Origin of the sequence: Mesorhizobium sp. WSM3873, assembly GCF_001672445.1 — a bacterium.
Classification (GTDB): Bacteria; Pseudomonadota; Alphaproteobacteria; order Rhizobiales; family Rhizobiaceae; genus Mesorhizobium.
Window position 1 is genome coordinate 266,875 of the sequence record NZ_LYTM01000034.1, and the last position, 17,227, is coordinate 284,101.

Annotated in this window: 16 protein-coding genes and 1 riboswitch; of the genes, 7 read left to right on the plus strand and 9 right to left on the minus strand. The window is 62.9% G+C overall.

Features of this window, described 5'->3' with window-relative positions; translation table 11 throughout:
- Position 1: 1 nt before the first annotated feature.
- From gcvH to A9K71_RS20970, 9 genes are all read right to left on the minus strand, one after another.
- The gene (gene gcvH, locus A9K71_RS20935) at positions 2–370 is read right to left on the minus strand and encodes a glycine cleavage system protein GcvH (protein ID WP_067000208.1); all 369 of its coding nucleotides are present in this window, start codon (positions 368–370) and stop codon (positions 2–4) included.
- Between the two features lie 7 nt (positions 371–377).
- Positions 378–1,478 (minus strand): glycine cleavage system aminomethyltransferase GcvT, encoded by a 1,101-nt coding sequence (gene gcvT / locus A9K71_RS20940; protein ID WP_067000211.1) that lies wholly within the window; start codon positions 1,476–1,478, stop codon positions 378–380.
- Between the two features lie 149 nt (positions 1,479–1,627).
- Positions 1,628–1,714: riboswitch (glycine riboswitch) on the minus strand.
- 139 nt (positions 1,715–1,853) lie between these two features.
- Positions 1,854–1,982 carry a hypothetical protein gene (locus A9K71_RS32935; RefSeq protein WP_259979720.1) on the minus strand — a complete coding sequence of 43 codons (129 nt, stop codon included), beginning with the start codon at positions 1,980–1,982 and terminating at the stop codon, positions 1,854–1,856.
- Positions 1,982–2,773 (minus strand): molybdopterin-binding protein, encoded by a 792-nt coding sequence (locus A9K71_RS20945; protein ID WP_067000214.1) that lies wholly within the window; start codon positions 2,771–2,773, stop codon positions 1,982–1,984. Before A9K71_RS20945 ends, A9K71_RS32935 begins: the two co-directional genes overlap by 1 nt.
- Position 2,774: 1 nt before the next feature.
- Positions 2,775–3,656 (minus strand): cytochrome b/b6 domain-containing protein, encoded by an 882-nt coding sequence (locus tag A9K71_RS20950; RefSeq protein ID WP_067000217.1) that lies wholly within the window; start codon positions 3,654–3,656, stop codon positions 2,775–2,777.
- 103 nt (positions 3,657–3,759) lie between these two features.
- Positions 3,760–4,437 (minus strand): DUF1345 domain-containing protein, encoded by a 678-nt coding sequence (locus tag A9K71_RS20955; protein WP_067000220.1) that lies wholly within the window; start codon positions 4,435–4,437, stop codon positions 3,760–3,762.
- Between the two features lie 23 nt (positions 4,438–4,460).
- A complete protein-coding gene (locus A9K71_RS20960) occupies positions 4,461–4,928 on the minus strand; it encodes a YaiI/YqxD family protein (protein ID WP_067000224.1) in 468 nt (155 codons plus the stop codon).
- 62 nt (positions 4,929–4,990) lie between these two features.
- The gene (gene gfa / locus A9K71_RS20965; protein WP_067000227.1) at positions 4,991–5,560 is read right to left on the minus strand and encodes an S-(hydroxymethyl)glutathione synthase; all 570 of its coding nucleotides are present in this window, start codon (positions 5,558–5,560) and stop codon (positions 4,991–4,993) included.
- A 67-nt stretch (positions 5,561–5,627) separates the two neighbouring features.
- Positions 5,628–6,755: an S-(hydroxymethyl)glutathione dehydrogenase/class III alcohol dehydrogenase gene (locus A9K71_RS20970; RefSeq protein WP_067000230.1), complete on the minus strand. Its 1,128-nt coding sequence runs from the start codon at positions 6,753–6,755 to the stop codon at positions 5,628–5,630.
- A gap of 265 nt (positions 6,756–7,020) precedes the next feature.
- Here A9K71_RS20970 and A9K71_RS20975 point away from each other — a divergent pair, with 265 nt between their 5' ends.
- The 7 genes from A9K71_RS20975 (at position 7,021) to A9K71_RS21005 (ending at position 17,129) form a co-directional block, all read left to right on the plus strand.
- Positions 7,021–9,033: an acetyl/propionyl/methylcrotonyl-CoA carboxylase subunit alpha gene (locus tag A9K71_RS20975; RefSeq protein WP_067000233.1), complete on the plus strand. Its 2,013-nt coding sequence runs from the start codon at positions 7,021–7,023 to the stop codon at positions 9,031–9,033.
- Between the two features lie 116 nt (positions 9,034–9,149).
- On the plus strand, positions 9,150–12,677 hold the full coding sequence (dnaE, locus tag A9K71_RS20980) for a DNA polymerase III subunit alpha (RefSeq protein WP_067000236.1): 3,528 nt from the start codon (positions 9,150–9,152) through the stop codon (positions 12,675–12,677).
- A gap of 257 nt (positions 12,678–12,934) precedes the next feature.
- A complete protein-coding gene (locus A9K71_RS20985) occupies positions 12,935–14,155 on the plus strand; it encodes a glycosyltransferase family 2 protein (RefSeq protein ID WP_067000239.1) in 1,221 nt (406 codons plus the stop codon).
- A 198-nt stretch (positions 14,156–14,353) separates the two neighbouring features.
- Entirely contained in the window at positions 14,354–14,929 is a 576-nt protein-coding gene (locus A9K71_RS20990; protein WP_197504263.1) for a methyltransferase domain-containing protein, read from the plus strand.
- Positions 14,926–15,318, plus strand: a complete 393-nt coding sequence (locus A9K71_RS20995) for a GtrA family protein (RefSeq protein ID WP_067000245.1) — start codon at positions 14,926–14,928, stop codon at positions 15,316–15,318. Before A9K71_RS20990 ends, A9K71_RS20995 begins: the two co-directional genes overlap by 4 nt.
- Positions 15,315–15,983, plus strand: coding sequence for a class I SAM-dependent methyltransferase (locus A9K71_RS21000; protein WP_067000248.1), 669 nt, complete (start codon positions 15,315–15,317; stop codon positions 15,981–15,983). The genes A9K71_RS20995 and A9K71_RS21000 overlap by 4 nt, the downstream gene beginning before the upstream one ends.
- 12 nt (positions 15,984–15,995) lie before the next feature.
- Positions 15,996–17,129, plus strand: coding sequence for a glycosyltransferase family 4 protein (locus A9K71_RS21005; RefSeq protein ID WP_067000251.1), 1,134 nt, complete (start codon positions 15,996–15,998; stop codon positions 17,127–17,129).
- Positions 17,130–17,227 lie beyond the last annotated feature (98 nt).

Below are 17,227 nucleotides of genomic sequence, written 5' to 3' on the forward strand. Positions count from 1 at the left end.
ATCAGCCGATATGGGCTTTGTAGGCGGCCTCGTCCATGAGGCTGTCGAGTTGGCTTGCGTTGGAAAGCTTCATCTTCCAGAGCCAGCCGTCGCCGGTCGCCGCCGAATTGACCAACGAAGGATCCGACGACAGTGCTGTGTTGGCTTCGGTGATCTCGCCATCGACCGGCGCGTAGACGTCAGAGGCCGCCTTGACGGATTCGACGACTACTGCAGTGTCGCCCTTCGCGAGCTTGCGGCCGATTTCCGGCAGTTCGACGAAGACGAGATCGCCGAGCTGCTCCTGCGCATAGTCGGTGATGCCGACGGTGGCGACGCCGCCTTCGACGCGCAGCCATTCATGATCCTCAGTAAAATAGGTATTTGCCATCGGAATATCATCCTTTGCGGTAGCGATGTGGCGTGAAGGGCAGCGAAGTGACATCGATCGGGATCCTGGTCCCGCGGACGTCGGCGAATAGTCTGATGCCGGGCTTGGCCAGCGCAGTGTCGACATAGCCCATGGCGACCGGGTGGCCCGTCGACGGGCCGAAGCCGCCCGAGGTCACGTGGCCGGCCGCATTGCCGTCGGCATCGACAAGCGCGGCGCCGGCGCGCACCGGCTGACGACCATCGGGCTTCAGGCCAACCCGCTTCTGAGACGGCCCGCGGTCGAGGATCGAGCGCAGCGCGTCGGCGCCGACGAAGTGACCGGAAGCGCGGAGCTCCTTAGGGATCGCCCACATCAAACCGCCGCTCGCCGGATCGATCTCGGGTGTCAGATCCTGGCCATGCAGGCAGAGCCCGGCCTCGAGCCGCAGGCTATCGCGGGCGGCAAGGCCGATCCATTGCACGCGCTCATCCTGCAGCAGCTTGCCGACGAGATCGCGGGCATCCGCTTCCGGCAGCCCGATCTCGAATCCATCCTCGCCGGTGTAGCCGGAGCGGCTCATGAACCAGTTTTGCCGGGGCTCGACACCATGCATGAACAGCAGCGAGCCCGTTTCGATACCGGCTCGCGAAAGGGCCGCCCAGGCATCCGGGCCCTGGATCGCCAGGAAGACGCGGTCGAGCGGCTCGACCTTGGCATCGAAATCCGCGGCCAACGCACGCAGATGCCTTTCATCCTCGGCCGCATTGCCGGCGTTGGCCACCACCATGAATCGGCCATCGTCAAGACGCGTGACGATCAAGTCGTCGATGACGCCAGCGGCCTCGTTGAGGAAGAAGGTATATTTGGATTGGGCAATCTCCAGCGCGCCGGCGTCGAGCGGGCAGGCGCGGTTGAGTAGGGCGGCGGCGCCCGGGCCGCCGACCTCGAACAGCTTCATATGCGAGATGTCGAACAGGCCGGCATGCTCGCGCGTGTGGAGGTGCTCCTTCATCACGCCCGCCGGATAGGTCAGCGGCATCGACCAGCCGGCAAAAGCGCCGAAACGCGCGCCCGCGGCGCTATGCAAATCCTCGAGGGGTAGATGTTTGGTGTCTTCGCCGGTCATGTCTTCTCCAGAGTCGCACGCAATCGACCGCCATTGGCGGTCCAGTCCGTGCCCCTCTGTCTGAAGCCTGAGAGACTCGCGCCCCGTAACTCTGTCGGCAGCGCTTACACCTTCGGCGCGGGAAGATTCCCGACTTTCCAGAGTTGTCTTTCCCGTCCACGGTTCTTTTGCCTGAGAGATTTCGGGCGATTTCCCCTTCGGCGACAGCTTGCGCTGTTCTCTCCCGCAAACAGGTAGGACTCAGTCACCTGAGCCCTCGACGCGCCATCCATAGCCCGTCGGCGACACCTTGTCACCTCCCAGCGACATATCTCTCGGCAGCCGACGCCGATGACAACACCCGATCTGGTCTGAACGGCGGCCCAGCAAGGCGGCCTAGTCGCCCGAGGCCATCGTCTTGCAAAGGATGATGTTGGAATGGCCGATTGTCGCCGTGAGGCTTTTCTCAATCGCGTTGAACTCGGCTGACGCAAGATCGTGCTCGGCCTGCAGGCGAAGCGCCATCAAATACCGGCATACCAGTCGTAGCCATTGTCTTCCCAATAGCCGCCGCGACCGCCGCCGACATTGGCGAAGCCGTCGACCAGCTCGATCTTGTAGAGATATTTCGGCATCTTGTAGCCGAGCTGGCGCTCGACCCGCACCCGCAGCGGCGCGCCGTTCTCGACCGGCAGCGGCTTGCCGTTCAAGCCGTAGGCCAGGATCGTTTGCGGATGGCGGGCATCGATCAGGTCGATGCTGCCGTAATATTTGATGTCGCCAGACAGGCTTTGCTCGATCGTGTCGAGGCAATGGAACATGACGTAGCGCGCCTGCGGCTTGACGATGGCCTGATCGAGCACCAGCGAGAGCGGCGTGCCGGTCCATTTGGCGATGCAGCTCCAGCCTTCAACGCAGTCGTGGCGGGTGATCTGGGTGCGGCTCGGCATGTTCTGCAACTGCTCGCGGGTGAGCGACAGCGGTTTTTCGACGAGGCCGGTCACCTCCAGGCGCCAGTCGGCGAAATTATTGGCGAGAAGACCCTTATAGGTGTCGTCGTCAGGCGCGGTGACGCCGTTCGGCCGCTGCGGCTGGCGGATGTCGGCCTCGCTGAATTCCGGTGCCAGCGCGTCCCGGCCGGCAAGCAGGCGCTGTGCGCGGTATGTCAGCCCGTTGGCATTTTCGAGGAAGCTGCGCAGCCCGCTGCCGACGCCCAGACCGCTGTCGAAGGCATCGCAGCCCGACAGCGCGATGCCTGACAGACCGAGGCTGGCGGAGGTTAAGAACTTCCGGCGGCTAATCTGGAATTTTGCCATGTCAGGCGCTCCTCTCGGTTGCCTGGTCGTGCTTTGCGGGCGGGTCGGTGCGGTACCAGCCGGTGATGATCGAGCGCAGCTCGTTGATCGGGCCGGCAGCCACGATCATCAGCATATGGACGACGAAGAAGAGCACGAGCAGCACCATGACAATGAAGTGGATGGTGCGAGCCGTCTGCCGACCGCCCAGGATTTCATTGAGCCAGGGAAGCACCGAGTTCATGCTCGGCGACATCGCAAGCCCGGTGATGATCATCAGCGGCAACAGCACGAAGAGCACGCCGCCATAGGCCATTTTCTGCAGCGTGTTGTATTCGCGCGCGTGGTGGAATTTCAGCTTCGCATGGTCGACGATGTCGCGCGGCAACTTGCGCAAGTCATCCAGGCGAGGGGCAAGATCGCGGCGGATATGGCCGTTGATCAGGCTCGCGATCAGCCAAAGGAGCAGGGTTGCGCTCAGCACCCAGGCGAAGAAGAAATGCACGACGCGGGCCGTGCCGAGGTCGTAGTAGGACGGGATCGTCGCCCAGGACGGAAAGGCGCGCGGCGTTTCCTGTCCGGGAGGGCCGGACCAGCCGAGCACGCCGGTGGTGTCGAAGCGATGCCCGAAGATTTTGGCAAAGCCGCGCGGTCCGCCGTCTGTGTTTTCGGCGCCGATCTCGAGGATCGTATTGTTGTATTGGAAGCCCGATTCCTTGCCGATGTAGAGTTGCGGGCGCGCGTTGAAGATCTGCAGGCCCGAAAGCAGCATGAAGAACAGCGAGAACGCCCAGAGCCAATGGGTCAGGCGCGTCCAGCCCGATTGCCGGTAAATCAGCGTCGGGTCCTTCGGCGTGGATGCTTCTACCTCGGTGGAGGGTTCGCTTCTGGCGACGGTCTCCATATCTGGATGTCCTCCCGGCTCGCTCGTCTGCGGCCTCTCAGAGCCTTGTTCTCCTCCCAATACGTCTCCGGCCCAAGCGTTGTTTCATCCGATCACGGATTTATTATGGACTGCCCAGGCTGACCGCGAGATTGACCGCGGCGGCGACGATCACCGTGTTAAAGAAAAAGCTCAGGATCGAATGGACGAGCACGACCTGGCGCATGCGCGAGGTCGTTATCCCAGTGTCGGCGGTTTGCGCAGTCATGCCGATGACGGTCGCGAAATACAGGAAATCCCAGCCTTCCGGGCGTTTGCCGCCGGGAAAATCGAGGCCGCCGACCGGATTCTTCTTCCTGGTTTTCTCGTCGATCTCGTCGCCGTCCATCCAGTAGACATGCGCATAATGCAGCGCCGCCATGGCATGGATTGTGAACCAGCCAAGCGGGATCGACAGCATCGCGAACAGAACCTCCAGCGGATGCGCGGCAGCCTTTTGGTTGATGAGCTGAAACAGCGAGCCGATGGCGAGGCCGACGACCAGGAGCGTGACCGCAAAAATCAGCAGCACCGGCAGGTCCGTGGCACGCGCGTTCTTGCTCAGGTAACGGACGGTGAGCCTCGGCATCGCGACCAACACCAGAAGAGTGTAAGCGGCGAAGAAGAGGTTGGCGCCGATGGAGTAGGGCAGCGGCGCCCCCAGCATCAGGGCGAGAAGCAGCGCGACAATGCCGATGGCCGCAGCCAAAGCGAACTGCACGTGCCGGTGGATCGGCGTGTTGAGGGATATGTCGTCGCCCATGGCCGGTTCTCAAGGGCTTCGGGTCAGCCGGGTGTGGCGGGTTTGAGCGCCCGCCGCAAGATGCGGTCGAGCTCGCCGAGAAAGTTTGACCTGTCCTTCGCCGTGAAGGCGGCGTTCAAGCCGCGGCTTTCGCCGGTCTCGCGCAGATGCTGCTTCAAATCCCGCATCGCCACCGCCATGCCGATGGTCTCGGGCGTGAAGGGACGGCCCGTAGGTCCCAGCACATGCGCGCCGAGCGCCACCGTGCGCGCGGCAAGCGGGATATCGGCCGTCACCACGACATCGTTGGGTTTGGCGTTCTCGACGATCCAGTCGTCCGCAGCGTCCGCGCCCTTGGAGACTACGACATTGCGGATCATCGGATCGCGCGACGGGCGCAGGCCGCCATTGGAGACATAGGTAACCACGACGCCGTGCCGTTCCGCCACCTTCTCGACCTCGGCCTTCACCGGACAGGCATCGGCATCGACATAGATGATGGGTGCTGGCATCGTCTCTCCAAATGTGCAAAGGGCCGGCGTTGGCCGGCCCTTTACCAGAAATCCCGCAATCGTCAGGCCGCCAAGGCTCCCGACTTCTTCGCCGTCCAGGTGGCGATGTAGTCCATCAGGGCGGGGTTGAGGCAGTCATAGGGTTCGAGCCCGATCGACTTCAGCTGGCCGCGGATGCCGTCCATGCGGCTCGGGTCGACGCCGGCTTCGATGATGGAGGAGACGAAGGCGGCAAAGCCCGGCGGCGACCAGCCGTCCTCCTCGAAACGCTCGGGATGGATGAAGGACAGACCCTTGAAGGGATGGTCGCGCTCGACCGGGCCGTACATGTGGACGCCGCAGCTGGTGCAGGCATGGCGCTGGATCAGCGCTGCCGGGTCGACCACCTTCAGCTTGTCGCCATTCTCGGCCACAGTGACGTCGCCGGTGCCGGCAACGGCCACGACCGAGAACACCGCGCCTTCCGGCTTCCAGCATTTGGTGCAGCCGCAGGCATGGTTGTGGGCGATCTGGCCCTTGACCTTCACCTTCACCGGGTTGCTGGTGCAGAGACAGACCAGCGTGCCGCCGGAAAAGGCAGCACTTTCCTTCGGCAGCCCGTTGTCGATCTTCGGATGCAATTTTTCCGCCATTCGTCCTTCCTCCCATGTTGAGCCGCATCGGTCGCGGGCTCCAGCCCGCGACCGATGCGGCATTGCTTCAATAAACCACGACGCTGCGGATCGACTTGCCCTCATGCATGAGATCAAAACCCTTGTTGATGTCGTCGAGCGTCAGCGTATGGGTGATCATCGGGTCGATCTGGATCTTCTTGTCCATGTACCAGTCGACGATCTTCGGCACGTCGGTGCGGCCGCGCGCGCCGCCGAAGGCGGTGCCCATCCAGATGCGACCGGTGACCAACTGGAAGGGCCGCGTCGCAATCTCCTGGCCGGCGCCGGCAACGCCGATGATGACCGACTTGCCCCAGCCGCGATGCGAGGCTTCCAGCGCCTGGCGCATCACCTTGGTGTTGCCGGTGCAGTCGAAAGTGTAGTCGGCGCCGCCGATCTGGTCGGCGCCGCGCTTGGTCAGGTTGACCAGGTAAGGCACGATGTCGCCGTCGATCTCCTGCGGATTGACGAAATGCGTCATGCCGAACTTCTCGCCCCAGGCCTTCTTGTCGTTGTTCAAGTCGACGCCGATGATCATGTCGGCGCCGGCCAGGCGAAGGCCCTGGATGACGTTCAGGCCAATGCCGCCGAGGCCGAAGACGACAGCGGTGGCGCCCTGCTCGACCTTGGCCGTGTTGATGACGGCGCCGATGCCGGTGGTCACGCCGCAGCCGATATAGCAGATCTTGTCGAAGGGGGCGTCGGGATTGACCTTGGCGACCGCGATCTCCGGCAGCACGGTGAAGTTGGAGAAGGTCGAGCAGCCCATATAGTGGAACAGCTTCTCGCCGCCGACCGAAAAGCGCGAGGTGCCGTCCGGCATCAGGCCTTGGCCCTGCGTGGCGCGGATGGCGGTGCACAGATTGGTCTTGCGCGACAGACAGGACGGGCACTGCCGGCATTCGGGCGTATAGAGCGGGATGACATGGTCGCCCTTCCTGACCGAGGTCACGCCCTTGCCGACATCGACGACGATGCCGGCGCCCTCATGGCCGAGGATCGCCGGAAAGATGCCTTCCGGATCGGCGCCCGAGAGCGTGAACTCATCGGTGTGGCAGATGCCGGTCGCCTTGACCTCGATCAGAACCTCGCCGTCGCGCGGCCCCTCAAGGTCTACCTCCATGATCTCCAGCGGCTTTCCGGCACCAACGGCAACTGCGGCACGCGTTTTCATGAGGCATTCCTCCCAAGGCAATCTTAAAAGTCTCAGCTTTATGGCAGGCCGCCGAGCCTGCCCGGCGAGGCGAATACCGCCTGCCATTTTCTTGCGCTCGCCACCACCTTACCGGGTTCGAAGGTGGCGGCCAACGTCTGTTACGACGTTTTTCGACGCCGTTCTGCAAAAGCATCGAGTGCCGAAGGGCAGGGGCTGGAGACACTTGAGGCGCGTCGGGATTGTCCATAGAACTGGACCGCTTCGCCGGAGGAACGACATCCGAATGTTCAAGAAGATCCTGATCGCCAATCGCGGCGAGATCGCCTGCCGCGTGATCAAGACGGCGCGCAAGATGGGGATCGCCACGGTCGCGGTTTATTCGGACGTCGATCGCGACGCCGTGCATGTCGAAATGGCCGACGAGGCTGTGCATATCGGCCCGTCGCCGGCCGCGCAGAGCTATCTAGTGCCTGAGAAGATCATCGCCGCCTGCAAGGAAACCGGCGCCGAAGCGGTGCATCCGGGTTATGGCTTCCTGTCGGAACGCGCCTCTTTCTGCGAAGCGCTGGAAAAGGAAGGCATCATCTTCATCGGACCGAAGCCCAAGGCGATCCGCGCAATGGGCGACAAGATCGAATCGAAGAAGTTCGCCAGCCAAGCCAAGGTTTCGACCGTACCCGGCTGGCTGGGCGTGATCGACAATGCCGACCACGCCGAAAGGATTGCCGGCGAGATCGGCTATCCGGTGATGATCAAGGCCTCGGCCGGCGGCGGCGGCAAGGGCATGCGCATCGCCTGGAGCAGCGCGGAAGTGCGCGACGGCTTCGAGCGAGCGCGTTCGGAAGCGAAAAGCTCTTTCGGCGATGACCGCGTCTTCATCGAGAAATTCGTCGTCGACCCGCGCCATATCGAGATCCAGGTGCTGGCCGACGCGCATGGCAATGCGCTCTATCTGGGTGAGCGCGAATGCTCGATCCAGCGCCGCAACCAGAAGGTGGTCGAGGAAGCGCCGTCGCCGTTCCTCGACGCCAAGACGCGCAAGGCCATGGGCGAGCAGGCTGTGGCGCTGGCGAAAGCCGTCGATTACCAGAGCGCCGGCACGGTCGAGTTCATCGCCGACAAGGACAGGAACTTCTATTTCCTTGAAATGAACACGCGACTACAGGTCGAGCATCCGGTGACGGAGCTCGTCACCGGCATCGATCTGGTCGAGCAGATGATCCGCATCGCCGCCGGCGAAAAGCTCGGCATCAGCCAAAGCGAGGTCAAGCTGAACGGCTGGGCGGTGGAAAGCCGTCTCTATGCCGAGGACCCGTTTCGCAATTTCCTGCCCTCGATCGGCCGGCTGACGCGCTACCGGCCGCCGCAAGAGGGCACGTTCGGCGATGTGGTGATCCGCAACGACACCGGTGTCGCCGAAGGCTCCGAGATCTCGATGTTCTATGACCCGATGGTGGCAAAGCTCTGCACCTGGGCGCCGACGCGGCTCGAGGCTATCGATGCCATGTCCGAAGCGCTGGACGGTTTTGTCGTCGACGGCATAGAGCACAACATTCCGTTCCTCGCTGCGTTGATGCAGCATCCGCGCTGGCGCGAGGGGCGGCTTTCCACCGGCTTCATCGCCGAGGAGTATCCGGACGGTTTCGCGCCGGTCGAACCGGACGGTGAGGAGAGGGCGGTATTCGCCGCGATCGCCACCGCAATCGAGCTGCTGCGGCGGGACCGGCTCGACCGGCTCAGCGGCCGGTTGGCACCGCATTCGGGCCATCTCAAGCGCGACTGGGTGGTGAAGATCGGCGCGGACTATCTTTGCGCCAGCATCCTGGACGGCATGGTCTCGATCCCGATGGAGATCGATCTGTCGATCGATGGCAGCGAGCCGCTGACGGTCGCTTCCGACTGGCGGCCAGGGGACGCGATCTGGCGCGGCACGGTCGGCGGCAACCGGATCGCGGCGCAGGTCCGGCCAGTGCTGAACGGCCTTTGTATCGCCTGGAAGGGCATGTCGGTGACGGCTCAAGCCATGCTGCCGCGGACGGCGGAGCTGGAAAGGCTGATGCCGGAAAAGCTGCCGCCGGATACCTCGAAAATGCTGCTTTGCCCGATGCCAGGACTGGTGGTGTCGATCGCCGTCGCCGAGGGCCAAGACGTCAAGGCCGGCGAGACGCTGGCCGTGGTCGAGGCGATGAAGATGGAGAACGTGCTGCGCGCGGAGCGCGACCTCACCGTGGCGAAGCTAAACGCCAAACCGGGCGACAGCCTGGCGGTCGACGCTGTGATCATGGAGTTCGCCTGAGCCAGGGCGACATAGGCCGCAACCTTGTGGTTCGCGGTCGATTGTACTGGACTGGCATCGCGGCGTCCGGGACAATACATCTGCACGGATGAGTCCTTGAGGTAGCGCGAAAAAACATGGCGGATGAACGACTTCCACGCGACCCTTTGCAGCGCGAAGCTGTCGTGAAGGCTACGCAGCCGGAGACGCCTGCGCGGAGGTTCATCCATCTGCGCGTGCATTCAGCCTATTCGCTGCTCGAGGGCGCCCTGCAGCCCGGCGCCATCGTCGGCCACGCGGTCAAGGATGAAGCGCCGGCGATCGCAGTGACCGACACCAACAATCTGTTCGGCGCGCTCGAATTCGCCCAGAAAGCGGTCAAGGACGGTATCCAGCCGATCATCGGCTGCCAGGTCGATCTGGTCTTTTCCGGCGAAACGAGCGACACCCAACGCGACCGCCGCCGGCACGGTCCCGAGATGTCGCCGATCGTGCTGATCGCCGCCAGCGAGGCCGGCTATGCCAATCTGGTCCGGCTGATCAGCAAGGTTTATCTGGAAACGCCGCCCGGCGAGCCGGTGCACATGACCAGCGCCATGCTGGAGAGCCATCGGGATGGCCTGCTATGCCTGACCGGCGGCCCGCGCGGCCCGATCGGCAGCGCGCTGAAGGCGGACCGCCGCGACCTGGCCGAACAGCGGCTGCTGGTCCTCAAAGAGCTTTTCGGCGACCGTCTCTATGTCGAGCTGGAACGGGTCGCCGGCTATGACCGTATGGTCGAAAAGTCGACGCTCGACCTTGCCTATATTCACGAACTGCCGCTGGTCGCCACCAACGAGGCCTTCTTCTCCAAGCGTGAAGACTATGAGGCGCATGACGCGCTGATTGCGATCGCCGAAGGCTCGGTGGTGGCCGCAGACAATCGCCGGCGGCTTTCGCCTGACAATTTTCTGCGCGGCCAGGCCGAGATGGCGCGGCTGTTCTCCGACCTGCCGGAAGCGATCGACAACACGGTCGAGATCGCCATGCGCTGCTCCTATTATCCGAAAAACCGCAGCCCGATCCTGCCGCGTTTCACCGGCGCCGACTCCGCCGACAAGGACGCCGCCGAGAAGGCGGAAGCCGCCGAGCTCGCGCGCCAGGCGCGCGAGGGCCTGGAGGCGCGGCTTGCCGCGCACGGACCGACGCCCGGCTACACGGTCGAGCAATATCGCGAGCGGCTCGAATTCGAGCTCGGCATCATCGAGAAGATGAAGTTTCCCGGCTACTTCCTGATCGTTGCCGACTTCATCAAATGGGCGAAGGCGCAAGGCATCCCGGTCGGACCGGGGCGCGGTTCGGGCGCCGGCTCGCTTGTCGCCTATTCGACCACCATCACCGACATCGACCCACTGCGCTTCTCGCTGCTGTTCGAGCGCTTCCTCAACCCGGACCGCGTCTCGATGCCGGACTTCGACATCGACTTCTGCCAGGACCGGCGCGAGGAGGTCATCCGCTACGTCCAGCAGAAATACGGCCGCGACCAGGTCGGGCAGATCATCACCTTCGGAACGCTGCAGGCGCGCGCGGTGCTGCGCGACGTCGGCCGCGTCCTGCAGATGCCCTATGGCCAGGTCGACAAGCTCTCCAAAATGGTGCCGCAGAACCCGGCCAACCCGGTCAAGCTGGCGGACGCCATCGCCAACGAGCCGCGCTTCGCCGAGGAGGTGGAAAAGGAGCCGATCGTGCAGACGCTGCTCGACACCGCGCAGAAGCTCGAGGGCCTCTACCGCCATGCCTCGACGCATGCCGCCGGCATCGTCATCGGCGACCGGCCGTTGTCGGAATTGGTGCCGATGTACCGCGATCCGCGCTCGGACATGCCGGTCACCCAGTTCAACATGAAATATGTCGAGCAGGCCGGGCTGGTGAAATTCGACTTCCTCGGCCTGAAGACGCTGACGGTGCTGGAAACGGCGGTGAAGCTGATCCGGCGGCGCGGTGTGGATATCGATCTTGCCCGCATCCCGCTCGACGACCCCGAGACTTACGCCATGCTGTCGCGCGGCGAGGTGGTCGGCGTGTTCCAGGTTGAAAGCGCGGGCATGCGCAAGGCGCTGATCGGCATGCGGCCGGACTGCATCGAGGACATCATCGCGCTGGTCGCGCTCTATCGCCCAGGCCCGATGGAGAACATCCCGACCTACAATGCCAGAAAGCATGGCGAGGAGGAGATGGCCTCGATCCACCCCAAGATCGACCACCTTGTGAAGGAAACTCAAGGCGTCATCGTTTACCAGGAACAGGTGATGCAGATCGCGCAGGAGCTTGCCGGCTATTCGCTCGGCGAAGCCGATCTTCTGCGCCGCGCCATGGGCAAGAAGATCCGCGCCGAGATGGACAAGCAGCGCGAGCGCTTCGTCACCGGCGCCGTCGAGCGCGGCGTCGGCAAAGCGCAGGCCGATTTCATCTTCGATCTGCTGGCGAAATTCGCCGACTACGGCTTCAACAAGTCGCACGCCGCGGCTTATGCGGTCGTTTCCTACCAGACCGCCTACCTCAAGGCGCACTGTCCGGTCGAGTTCCTGGCGGCGTCGATGACGCTCGACATGAGCAACACCGACAAACTGGCGGATTTCCGCCAGGACGCGCTGCGCCTCGGCATCGAGGTGGTGGCGCCGTCGGTGATGACCAGCTTCCGACCGTTCGAGGTCGGCGAGAACAAGATCTTCTACTCGCTGGCGGCGCTCAAGGGCGTCGGCGACGCGGCGGTCGAGCACATTGTCGAGAAGCGCGGTGAGAGGCCGTTCAAGAGCCTTGCCGATTTCTGCGAGCGCGTGGATCCGAAGATCGTCGGCAAGCGCGTCTTCGAAAGCCTGATCATGGCGGGGGCCTTGGACTGCTTCGGGCACGACCGCGCCGTGATGATGGCCGGCGTGGAGCGGATGATGGGGCTCGCATCGCTGGCGCAGCAGAACGCCATCTCGGGCCAGACGGATATTTTCGGCGCCTCGCTCGGCGCGCAATCGCAGGCGCTCAACCTGCCGGCGGCCGAGCCATGGCTTGCCGCCGACCGGCTGCACCGCGAGTTCCAGGTGGTCGGCTTCTATCTCTCGGCGCACCCGCTCGACGAATACAAGGCCGCGCTGCAGAAGATGCGGGTGCAGAACTGGGCGGAATTCTCCGCCGCGGTCAAACGCGGCGCCGCGGCCGGCCGGCTCGCCGGCACCGTCACCACGAAGCAAGAGCGCAAGACCCGCACCGGCAACAAGATGGGCGTCGTGCAGTTTTCCGACACCACCGGCCAGTACGAGGCGGTGCTGTTCTCCGAAGGCCTGGCGCAGTATCGCGACATGCTGGAGCCCGGCCGTTCGGTGGTGATCACCGTCTCGGCCGAAGACCGGCCGGAGGGCATCAATCTGCGCATCCAAACGGTGCAGTCGCTGGAGGACGAAGCAAGCCGCATCCAAAAGGCGCTGCGCATCTTCGTGCGCGATGCTCAGCCCATCAACATCCTTGCCAACCAGCTTGCCGTGAAGGGCGAGGGTCAGGTGAGCTTCGTGCTGATCAAGGAAGCCGGCCAGGGCGAGGTGGAGATCGAACTCCCCAACCGCTATCGCATCTCGCCGCAGGTCGCGTCGGCCATGCGCGCGGTGCCGGGTGTCGTCGAAGTGGAACTGGTGTAAGCGTTCCACTACTGTTCCCGCGCAACTCCGAACAGAAACCGGCTCACGCTTTTCCCGGAATGCTTTGGCGCGAGACGTGGCCACCAATTCAAGCCCGGCCGCCATCACCCGTACTGGCCAAACCACGTCATTCGCTCAACGACGTATGGTCCTGTATATCTTTGCCTAACTTGTTGTTGCTAATCTTGCAGCTGGGCTGCGGAAATGTTGGGGCCCAAGCTGTAAGCAAGGCTGACGATTGGGCAGGAGCGGGCACGATGGTCGACAAGTCGAATCTCGCAATAGTCGCAACTGATCTCGATGGGCAGCACGCCGATGACGCAGGGGCCCCTCTCGTGTCGGCCATTATCCCTTGCCTGAACGAAGAGCGCACGCTCGGCATCTGCATCCGCAAGGCGCTTGACGTTTTTTCGAAGCGGGGCATTAAGGGCGAGGTCGTCGTCGGGGACAATGGGTCGACCGATCGGTCGGTGGAGATTGCCGAGTCCCTCGGCGCGCGTGTCGTGCACCAGCGGGTCAAGGGATACGGCGCGGCGATCAGCGCGGCGGCTGAAGCTGCACGAGGCAAGTACCTCGTCATGGCGGATGCGGACGATTCCTACGACTGGAGCAGCCTAGGCGACTTCATCGACGCGCTGGAGGGTGGTGCCGAACTGGTCATGGGCGATCGCTTCGCCGGCGGTATCGAGCCCGGCGCCATGCCCGCTCTGCATCGGTATCTCGGCAATCCGGCGCTTTCAACGATTGCCCGCTGGCTTCACCATTCTCCGATACACGATTTTCATTGCGGCATGCGAGGATTCACCCGCGATGCGTTTCGCCGAATGGGCGCGCGCTCGCCTGGCATGGAATTCGCCTCGGAGATGGTCATCAACGCGCATCGCGCAGGCCTGGTGATCCGCGAGGTGCCAATCAAGCTCTATCCGGACAAGCGCGGCCGCCCACCTCACCTGCGTTCGTTCCGCGACGGTTGGCGACATCTGCGGCTGATCGTGGCGCATGCACCCAACACCATGTATCTCATACCGGGAGCGACGTTGCTGGTGTCCGGTAATGCTGGTCTTGCGGTCCTCGCGGCGGGACCTGTCCGGATCGGAGGGTGGTATTTCGGAATTCACTTCGTCGCGCTCTCCGCGATGGCGACGCTGATTGGCCTTTCGGCCATCCTTTTCGGTATGCTGGCCAAGGTGGCGATCGCTATCTATCACCCGGGCCACGGCGGCCGGGTCGTGCCTTGGCTGATGCGCGGCCGCCCGCTGGAATGGCTGGTCTTTTCCGGCGGCATGCTCGCGGTGGCGGGCTTTGTCGCGGACGTATTGCTGGCACTGCATTGGATCTTCATAGGCGGCCCGATGGAGCAATCGGTGCACCTGACCTTCGTGATCACCACCGCCTGCGTGGCCGGGATGTCCATGGTGCTGTCCGGCTTCGTTCTCAAGTTGCTGCTTGATAATCTGGACGATAGGCGTGCGTTCTGAGCGCTTCGACATCGAGCGCCTGGCGCGACGGAAAAAAGATAGAGTCGGCGCCAGCAGGTCGGTGGTGCATTGAAAGCTGGTGGGATGAGGGGAAGCAGGGCGGTTCCGCGGATTTGGGATACGGACTGGCTGGTCTTGCGCGGGCTAGCTCGGCTGTTGCGAAAAGAGGCGAGGGCGCATGTTAGGCCGGGCACACTAATGGTCGATCTCGGCTGTGGTGACATGCCCTATGCTGACATGATGTTCGAGATGAAGATCGACTATCGCGGCGCGGATATCGGCGAGGGCAGCTTCCTGAAAATTGACGAGCAGGGCCGCGTGCCACTAGCAGATGGCATCGCTGGAGCAGTACTTTCAGTACAGGTCCTCGAGCACGTGCGCGACCTTGACTCGTACTGCGCCGAGATTCGGAGACTGCTGCGCGATGACGGTGTGCTGTTGTTGTCTACTCACGGCAGCTGGCTCTACCACCCTCACCCTGAGGACCATCGTCGTTGGACACGCACCGGACTTGTCGTAGATCTTGCCGATCGCGGCCTCGAAGTCGAAGAGGTGCATGCGATTGCCGGGCCCTTGGCAACCACGACGCTAATCCGCCTTACGGGCTTTGCTTTCTTCCTTCGCCGCCTACCGATCATAGGCGCAATTTTGGCGTCGCTCCTTGCCCTGTTGATGAACCTGCGCGCTCAATTGGAAGATCGTCTAACGCCCGCCCAGATACGCGACGACAATGCCTGCGTTTTCTTGGTCCGCGCTCGGAAGGCAGCGATATGAGCGTGCGCACGCCCTTCGCCTATATGGTGATCGCCGGCATCTGCATCGCGCTGCACAACGTGGTCATCATCTTGTCTGACAGGGTCGGGATACGTTTGGGGCTGGCCGTACTGTTGTCCTTCTGCGTCGTGGCGAGCACTGGCTATGTGCTTCATAGCGTATTCACCTTTCGGCGACCATTGGCTCCCATAACCTTCGCACGGTACGTCATTGCAATGGTCGCCAACATACCATTGGCATTTGTCACCATATGGTTTTGGCATCAGCAGGCCGGCCTGCCGATGGTGTTCGCCTCGCCACTTGCCTCGGTCTGCATGCTGGCGCTGAACTTCCTGCTTGGTCGATGGGCTATCGCCACGCCAAACCGCTGGATGACGGGGGGACCATGACCTTGGCCACGGCAATGGGCCCGATCGATCCGAAGCTTCTGCAGGACATCCTGTCGCGTCACCTCGCCTTTTATCGAAACAAGGCGCCGACTTATCAGGCGGTTATGCTCGATAGTCTACGCGAGCTATGGGACAAGCAGCATTGCAAATTGCTCGACGTCGGTGGTGGCACTGGGGTGATCGCTCAAGCCATAGCCGAACTCTTTCCGGTGGATGAGGTGCAGACAGTGGATATGGTTGACCGTTTCTGCCCTTCGCTGAGCGTGCTGACCAAGCAGTATGACGGCAAAACCCTGCCTTTCGCGGACCGTAGTTTTGATGCGGCGACACTCAACAATGTAGTTCATCACGTTCCAGTCACAGCACGTACGGACTTGCTGCGTGAAATTCGGCGCGTGGTTGATGGTCCGCTTTACATAAAGGATCACGAAAGCTGCGGAAGGCTGGACGACCTGCGCCTCACCGCAATGGATGCGATAGGCAATATCCCATTTGGCGGAATGATCTGGGCGCGCTACTTGAAGCGGGCAGAATGGGGGAAGTTAGCAACCGAAAGTGGCTACCGCATTGCTCGTCGCGCTGCGCCGAAGCAATATCGAAAAAGCATCCATGAACTGCTGTTTCCCAATCGTCTCGAAGTGACAATGCGCTTCGAGCCCGCTTGATGGGTCGGTCCGGTGCGCATTTTGACCGTCAGCCATTTCTATGAAGGTCACGGCGGCGGCATAGAGCGTGTGGCCGGGCATTTGTGCCGACAATTCACGCAACTGGGCGTTCAGGCTGTTTGGGCCGCCAGCGATGCCGATCAGCCGCCGGAAAGCGACGTTGAAGCGGTCCCTCTTGCCTGCGTCGACCCAATCGAGAAGGTCATTGGGCTGCCAATGCCGCTGGCGCGCGTCCGTGCGATTCGCGCGCTGGCCCGCGAAATGCACCGTAGCAATGCGGTCGTAGTGCACGATGCGCTGTACATGACATCGATCCTGGCATTGCTGATGTCGAAGGCTTTCCGCAAGCGCGTGGTGCTGATCCAGCATATCGCCGGCATCCCCTTCTCTTCGCGCATTCTCCGCTCCGTGATGGCACTAGCCAACATCGTCATCACGCGCCCGATGCTCCGAGCCGCTGACGCAGTTGTGTTCATCAGCGACACCGTGCGCCATGATCTTGTGGGCACGCCAGCGCGCATTCCCTTCCAACTGCTGTTCAACGGTGTTGACGGTGCGATTTTTCATCCCGCTTCAGGCCCGCTGCCTGTGCCGGAGGCCCCTGCGGCGATCTCGATCCCCCCGGGTACGCGTCGCATTCTTTTCGTTGGTCGCTACGTCGAGAAGAAAGGATTGTCGGTGCTGCGGGCTTTGGCCGCGTTCCGCCAGGATCTCGCATTTTTGATGGTCGGCAGCGGCCCGATCCACCCCGGCAAATGGGGACTTGCCAATGTTCACGACCTTGGTGTCCAGAGCCCTCAGGCCCTGGCGGACCTTTATCGGGGGGCTGACTTCCTGCTGTTGCCGAGCGTCGGAGAGGGCTTTCCGCTCGTTATTCAAGAGGCAATGGCCTGCGGACTGCCTGTCGTCTGCGGCGAACCGAGCAACCGTGCCGACCCAGGCGCGGCCAAATGGCTGCGTGGCGTTGCCATCGACCTCACCAATCCCGACGGGTCGGCCAGGCGTTGCGCCGATGCCATCGACAGCCTTGCCCTCACCTCCGAGGAGCGAGCCGCCATGGCTCGTTACGCGTTGGCGCAGTACGACTGGCGCGCAACGGCGCTCGGCGTGCTGACCTTGGCAGGCGGAGGAGTGGCCAAACTTTGACCTACTTCGCCATGGTCGATGCGGTGTCGCGTCCGCATCTGGGCGAAGTTCAGGCGCTTTCGGCCCTGGCCTGTGCTTGAGGCCTTCCAGCAACGAAC

Excerpts from the sequence above, each read along its gene's own strand:
- gcvH (WP_067000208.1), bottom strand. The coding sequence starts at position 370 with ATGGCAAATACCTATTTTACTGAGGATCATGAATGGCTGCGCGTCGAA.
- gcvT (WP_067000211.1), bottom strand. The coding sequence starts at position 1,478 with ATGACCGGCGAAGACACCAAACATCTACCCCTCGAGGATTTGCATAGC.
- A9K71_RS32935 (WP_259979720.1), bottom strand. The coding sequence starts at position 1,982 with ATGGCGCTTCGCCTGCAGGCCGAGCACGATCTTGCGTCAGCCGAGTTC.
- A9K71_RS20945 (WP_067000214.1), bottom strand. The coding sequence starts at position 2,773 with ATGGCAAAATTCCAGATTAGCCGCCGGAAGTTCTTAACCTCCGCCAGC.
- A9K71_RS20950 (WP_067000217.1), bottom strand. The coding sequence starts at position 3,656 with ATGGAGACCGTCGCCAGAAGCGAACCCTCCACCGAGGTAGAAGCATCC.
- A9K71_RS20955 (WP_067000220.1), bottom strand. The coding sequence starts at position 4,437 with ATGGGCGACGACATATCCCTCAACACGCCGATCCACCGGCACGTGCAG.
- A9K71_RS20960 (WP_067000224.1), bottom strand. The coding sequence starts at position 4,928 with ATGCCAGCACCCATCATCTATGTCGATGCCGATGCCTGTCCGGTGAAG.
- gfa (WP_067000227.1), bottom strand. The coding sequence starts at position 5,560 with ATGGCGGAAAAATTGCATCCGAAGATCGACAACGGGCTGCCGAAGGAA.
- A9K71_RS20970 (WP_067000230.1), bottom strand. The coding sequence starts at position 6,755 with ATGAAAACGCGTGCCGCAGTTGCCGTTGGTGCCGGAAAGCCGCTGGAG.
- A9K71_RS20975 (WP_067000233.1), top strand. The coding sequence starts at position 7,021 with ATGTTCAAGAAGATCCTGATCGCCAATCGCGGCGAGATCGCCTGCCGC.
- dnaE (WP_067000236.1), top strand. The coding sequence starts at position 9,150 with ATGGCGGATGAACGACTTCCACGCGACCCTTTGCAGCGCGAAGCTGTC.
- A9K71_RS20985 (WP_067000239.1), top strand. The coding sequence starts at position 12,935 with ATGGTCGACAAGTCGAATCTCGCAATAGTCGCAACTGATCTCGATGGG.
- A9K71_RS20990 (WP_197504263.1), top strand. The coding sequence starts at position 14,354 with ATGGTCGATCTCGGCTGTGGTGACATGCCCTATGCTGACATGATGTTC.
- A9K71_RS20995 (WP_067000245.1), top strand. The coding sequence starts at position 14,926 with ATGAGCGTGCGCACGCCCTTCGCCTATATGGTGATCGCCGGCATCTGC.
- A9K71_RS21000 (WP_067000248.1), top strand. The coding sequence starts at position 15,315 with ATGACCTTGGCCACGGCAATGGGCCCGATCGATCCGAAGCTTCTGCAG.